General features: G+C 57.2%; 3 protein-coding genes. All 3 read right to left on the bottom strand.

What is annotated here, in order from left to right; translation table 11 throughout:
- Positions 1-95: 95 nt before the first annotated feature.
- Positions 96-1,586, bottom strand: a complete 1,491-nt coding sequence (putP, locus tag ACJO3M_RS09455; RefSeq protein WP_407001144.1) for a sodium/proline symporter PutP — start codon at positions 1,584-1,586, stop codon at positions 96-98.
- 213 nt (positions 1,587-1,799) lie between these two features.
- Positions 1,800-4,979 (bottom strand): bifunctional proline dehydrogenase/L-glutamate gamma-semialdehyde dehydrogenase PutA, encoded by a 3,180-nt coding sequence (gene putA / locus ACJO3M_RS09450; RefSeq protein WP_407001143.1) that lies wholly within the window; start codon positions 4,977-4,979, stop codon positions 1,800-1,802.
- Positions 4,980-5,180: 201 nt separating this feature from the next.
- The gene (locus ACJO3M_RS09445; protein WP_407001142.1) at positions 5,181-5,960 is read right to left on the bottom strand and encodes a helix-turn-helix transcriptional regulator; all 780 of its coding nucleotides are present in this window, start codon (positions 5,958-5,960) and stop codon (positions 5,181-5,183) included.
- Between the last annotated feature and the right edge of the window lie 89 nt (positions 5,961-6,049).

Genomic DNA, 6,049 nt, shown 5'->3' with positions numbered 1-6,049 from the left:
AAGAAAAGGTACCCCACCCCGGGCCCAGCCCCACACAAAAAAGGGGCTCCCGAAGGAGCCCCTGCCATTACTCAGAACGTTGTAAGCGTTCTTGTTTACCGGGTGATGGCCTGGTACTCGCCGGCATCCTCTGTGGCAAGACTTACCACCATGATGGCAATCCAGGCAGCGATGAAGCCAGGAATGATCTCGTACACACCCGGGCCACCCATGAACTCACCGTTCCAACCCAGCGAAATCCAGATGATGACGGTGGCTGCACCCGCAACCATGCCCGCGATGGCACCAGCGCCGTTCGTACGTGGCCACATCAGCGACAGGATGATCAGCGGGCCAAACGCCGCGCCAAAGCCTGCCCAGGCGTTACTCACCAACGCCAGAACCTGAGAGTTCGGGTCAGACGCAATAACGGCAGCAACCAGACCAACCAATACGACACAAACCCGGCCCACATTCACGCACTCACGGTCGGAGGCTTCCTTGCGCAGGAACAGACGATAGAAATCTTCAGTAAGGGAGGATGAGGACACCAGAAGCTGACTGGAAATGGTGCTCATGACGGCAGCAAGCAGCGCAGCATAGAGGAAACCGGTGATCAACGGATGGAACAGCAGGTCCGACAGGATGATAAAGATGGTTTCCGGATCTGCTACATCCATACCGTTACGCACCGCGTATGCCCGCCCGAATATGCCAAGAGAGACAGCACCGACCAGGGAAATAAGCATCCAGCTCATACCGATGTTACGGGCAGTCGGCACCTCTTCAAGCGTACGGATCGCCATGAAGCGCACAATGATGTGTGGCTGGCCAAAATAGCCCAGACCCCAGGTAACCGCAGACAGCCAGCCGATGATCGTCAGTCCCTCAGTCCACGACAGTAGCGAGGGGTCGACCTCGTTCAGCGTTTGTGATGCCTGAGCGAAACCGCCGCCACCTTCGCCAAAGAGGACAACCGCCGGCATGATAACCAGTGCCAGCATCATGATGCAGCCCTGCACGAAGTCCGTCATGCTCACTGCCAGGAAGCCACCAACAACCGTATAGCACAGCACGACGCCCAGCGTGATGACGATACCCACAGCGTAGTCACTCAGGCCGCCAAAGTTGAAAATTCCGGCAAACGCGCTTTCAAACAGCTTGCCACCGGCAACCAGGCCGGAGGCCGTGTAAACCGCGAAGAAGATAACGATAACGATGGCTGACACCGTGCGCAGGGAAAGCGCCTGTGTCGGAAACCTGTTAGCCAGAAAGGACGGAATCGTGATCGCATTACCATAGTGAACCGTCTGTTCACGAAGCCGTGGCGCTACGAGGGTCCAGTTAAAGAACGCACCCACAAGCAGGCCGATACCGATCCAGGCCGAACCCAGGCCCGATACAAACAGCGCCCCGGGCAACCCCAGAAGCAACCAACCACTCATGTCCGAAGCGCCGGCCGAAAGGGCCGCCACTTTTGGACTGAGCGCTCGCCCACCCAGCATGTAGTCCTCGGATGACGACGTAGCTCTGCGCATCGCATAAATGCCGATGGCAATCATGAGCGCAAAATAAAGAAATAGACTTATCCAAACACCAATAGCCATGAAACTCCTCCAGTTCAAATGGGACGGAACTAGCTCCGACCGATTGGCGCGTTTACCATGTTGACTCCGGTAATCGCACCCTTTGTTGTTTTATCGCGTTTTTCTTATCCCCTTATAGTGCGCTACTGCCATTAACGCCAGCGTCTGCATCTCAATACTTACCTCCGTATCATTCAGTTATCGTTGTGCACCACTTTGAGAGCATGACGCCCTTCAAACCTTTTCGATTCCAAGCGACAGCAGCGACGCGTTACCGCCCACTGCCGTGGTATTTATGGTGCGTGTCCGCTCGGTGGCGAACCTCAGCAGGTAATGTGGACCGCCCGCTTTAGGCCCCGTGCCTGAGAGGCCGCGGCCGCCAAACGGCTGGACACCAACCACCGCACCAATCTGGTTGCGATTGATGTAGCAGTTACCCACTTTTACCCGTTGCTCAATGTAAGCTGCGGTGCCCTCACTGCGACTGTGAACTCCCAGTGTGAGCCCGTAGCCCGCTGCATTGATCTCATCAATAACGTCGTCCAGCTTCTCGGCGTCATAGCGGACAACATGAAGGATCGGGCCGAAATGCTCGGTCTTCAGGTCTGTGATGCTGGAAATGCCATAAGCCGAGGGCGGGATAAAGTACCCGGCTTCGCAGGAGGTCGGAACCGGTGCCCTGGCAATGAATCGTGCGCTGCTCTCCAGCGACCGCAGATGCTGCTGCAGTCCGGATTGGGCGTCCTCATCAATGACCGGCCCGACATCCGTGCTGTGAAGCTCTGGATTACCCACAGACAGCTCCTGCATGGCCCCCGCCAGCAGGGTTTCGATCTTATCCGCCACGTCTTTCTGCAGGTACAGCACCCGTAACGCGGAGCAGCGCTGACCGGCGCTGGCAAAGGCGGATTGCAGCACGTCCTGAACCACCTGCTCCGGCAGTGCACTGCTGTCCACGATCATCGCGTTCTGGCCACCCGTTTCGGCAATCAATGGCACGATAGCCCCTTCCCGAAGGGCCAGCATGCGATTGAGAATATGGGCAACCTGAGTAGATCCGGTGAAGGCAATGCCGGCAATTCTGGGGTCCGGGGTCAGCTTGCCGCCAATTGTTGCCCCCTCACCGGGTAACAGTTGAATAACGTCCGGCGGGAAGCCGGCCTCGAGCATCAGTTCCATGGCCCGATGGGCCACCAGGCTTGCTTGTTCAGCCGGTTTGGCAATCACGGTGTTGCCTGCCACCAGGGCTGCCATAATCTGGCCGGTAAAGATGGCCAGTGGAAAGTTCCAGGGACTGATGCAGAGAAACACGCCCCGGCCTTCCATATAAAGCTCGTTACTCTCGCCGGTAGGGCCAGGCAACGCAACGGCCTTACCGAAGCGGGCCTGCCCCTGCACGGCGTAATAACGACAGAAATCCACCGCCTCACGCACTTCGTCAATGCCATCCTGCATGGTTTTGCCCGCTTCACGGCAACAGATGGCCATGAGCTCTTCCATATGGGCCTCCAGCAGGTCGGCGTACTTTTCCAGGCACTGAGCCCGCTCCGCGACCGGTCGCTCACTCCACTCACGGAAACCCGAGGCAGCGACATCCAGCGCCTTTTCGGCGTGGGACTCATTCGCCCATACCACATGACCCACAGATCTGTTCCGGTCATAGGGAGAGCATACTTCTGAACGCTCGCCATCCTGACGACGGGTGCCATTGATGACGGGGGCGGCTTGCCAGCTTGCGTTGCCCCACTCCGCCAGGTGATTCATCAGCGGGTCAAGGTGAGAGGCAATGTGAATGTTCAGCCCCCTGGAATTCCTGCGTTCCTCACCGTAAATGTCTTTTGGCAGAGATATCCGGTCATTGGGCAAGGATTCATACCGCAGCAACTCCTGCACCGGGTTCTGCACCAGCGCTTCAACTGGCGTGGCGGCATCCACAAGACGATGCACAAACGAGGAGTTGGCGCCGTTCTCCAACAATCGACGCACCAGGTAAGGCAACAAGTCCTTGTGGGCGCCGACCGGAGCGTATATGCGCACCGGGATATCGTGCTCCTGGAGAATACCGTTATAAAGCGCGTCCCCCATACCGTGCAGGCGCTGAAACTCGATCTTCCGCCCCCTGGTACGCGCCATCTCCAGCACCGAAGCCACGGTATGGGCATTATGGCTGGCCAGTTGCGGGTACAGCGCCCCTTCGGTGTAATCGCTCAGCAGGTAACGCAGGCAGGCCAGGTAGGAGGTATCCGTGGCCTCCTTGCGGGTAAACACCGGATAGCTGTCCAACCCCAGCTGCTGACAGATCTTGATTTCGGTGTCCCAGTAAGCGCCTTTAACCAGGCGAATCGGAATTTCGTCGCCCTGCTCCTTCGCCAGCCTGGTCAACCAGCACAACACAGGCAATGCACGCTTGGAATAGGCCTGGATCACCAGCCCCAAGCCCCCCCATCCACTGACGACGGGTGAAGTAAACACCTTCTCGAACAGCTTGAGGGACAGCTCAAGGCGGTCCATTTCCTCAGCATCGATGGTTATCGACACCCCTTTTTTCCGCGCCAACTCCAGTAACCCGGTGACGGTACTCGCCAATTCCGTCAGAACCCGCTCTTCCTGGGCCACTTCGTATCGGGGATGGAGGGCAGACAGCTTGATGGAAATCGAGGGATTCGGAGCATTGCCTTGCGGATAGGTATCGTTACCCACGGATTCAATGGCGCGGAGGTAGTCCTGCAGGTAGCGATCGGCATCCTCGCGGGTCATGGCGGCTTCGCCGAGCATATCAAACGAGTAGGTGTACCCCATGTCGCGATACTCGCGGGCGTTCTTCAGGGCTTCATGGATGTCCCGCCCCAGCACAAACTGCTTACCCATGATGGCCATCGCCCGGTACATCGCACTGCGGATGACCGGTTCACCGCTGCGCTTGACCAGCCGCTTCCAGATACTGGATGGCGAGCCGTCCAGACGCTTGTCCATCCGGACCACGTGACCGGTGAGCAGTAGCCCCCAGGTCGAGGCGTTCACCAGGGTGGATTCGCTGCGCCCCACGTGTTTCTGCCAGTCCGCCACTGACATCTTGTCCTCAATCAGGGCATCGGCGGTATATTTGTCGGGGATGCGCATCAGCGCTTCCGCCAGACACATCAGCAGGATGCCTTCCTCGGTATCCAGGCTGTATTCCTGCAGCAGGGCGTCCACCATGTGGACCGCATCATCCTGCTCCCGCACTTTGTTGATGAGCGCTGTGGCCGTCTCGGTCACGGCGCGCTGCTCGGCGGCATCACTCTGGGCCAGGGGGATCAGTTCGTTGAGGTAGCGGGTTTCATCAACCGCATAGTTCCCGGTAATGCCCTGCCAGAACCAGGATCGCGGCTGCTCCTGAAACGCAGGCTCAAGCACTTTGCTTGCACTGAACATCGGCATACCTCTTACACTTACCGGGACTGGCCTGTCGGCTCTCATTATCAGAATTGACAGGTCAGCAAATGCGCCCTGATCACCACCATCACCTGACGATAGTCAACTGAGTGTATAAGTTAGTATTACTACGAATGGCAGGCTTACAAAATCCTACGATTATTTTGCAAATTCATCCGGAAGTGGTGATTTTTTGTGAAATCAGGCGACTTTTTCACCAGATCGTAACTTGGTGGGAGTAGTGCCCTTGTATTTTCTCAGTGCATTCGTGAGGGCGCCCTGGGAGGAAAACCCGGTCCGGTAACTGACTTCAGACACCGAAAGGCCGGTGGAAAGGAGCAACTGTGCCGCCTGATCGAGGCGCGTCTGCAACAGGAACTGATGAGGAGTAATGCCGGTCACTTCCCGGAACATTTCATGGAAACGGCTGACACTCAGGCAGGCCACTCCCGCCAGATCAGTAACCGTGATCTTGCGATGCAGGTTTTCCATGATATAGCGGCGAATGGTGTCAGGCCGTATCACGTGGCGGTTACTCTGTACCGATCGCCCGTCGTTCAAGCGCTCCGCCATGCAATGCAGAATGCTTGCCGCCAGATGCTGCTTCAGGCCTTCATTTTCCGAAGCCCGGTCAAATTCACCGGCCGTGAACTGAACCAGCCCCTGTAATTTATTATCCATTTCCAGGGTTCTTGGGCGTTCAAACAACGGCGCCAACCGCTCATATTCCGCATGAGCAGGTGTGTTTATGGCGGGCATATAGGGATCAAGGTTGATCACCAGCACGTGGTTCTGGTTATCGCCACAGTAATCGTGACGTGCTTCCGTGGGTACCAGGCAGGCTCGCCAGGTATCCAGGTGGGAACCGGTACCGTCCACACTCAGGTCCGCCTCTCCCCGCACACCCACGACAATCTGATGATGTTCATGGCGGTGCTGGTGTGACGCTATCGGGAGCTTAAGCAAGCGTGCGTTCAACATACCCGGTTTCCGGATGACTGGTGCGAATGAACTTCAATTAAAGCAGATACGAGCAAATTTTGCACAAAACTGACCGGAACGCCGCTAAT

Origin of the sequence: Marinobacter alkalisoli, assembly GCF_045449795.1 — a bacterium.
Lineage (GTDB): Bacteria > Pseudomonadota > Gammaproteobacteria > Pseudomonadales > Oleiphilaceae > Marinobacter.
The sequence above is the reverse complement of the archived record's forward strand: the minus strand, read 5'-3'. Positions and strand labels throughout refer to the sequence as shown.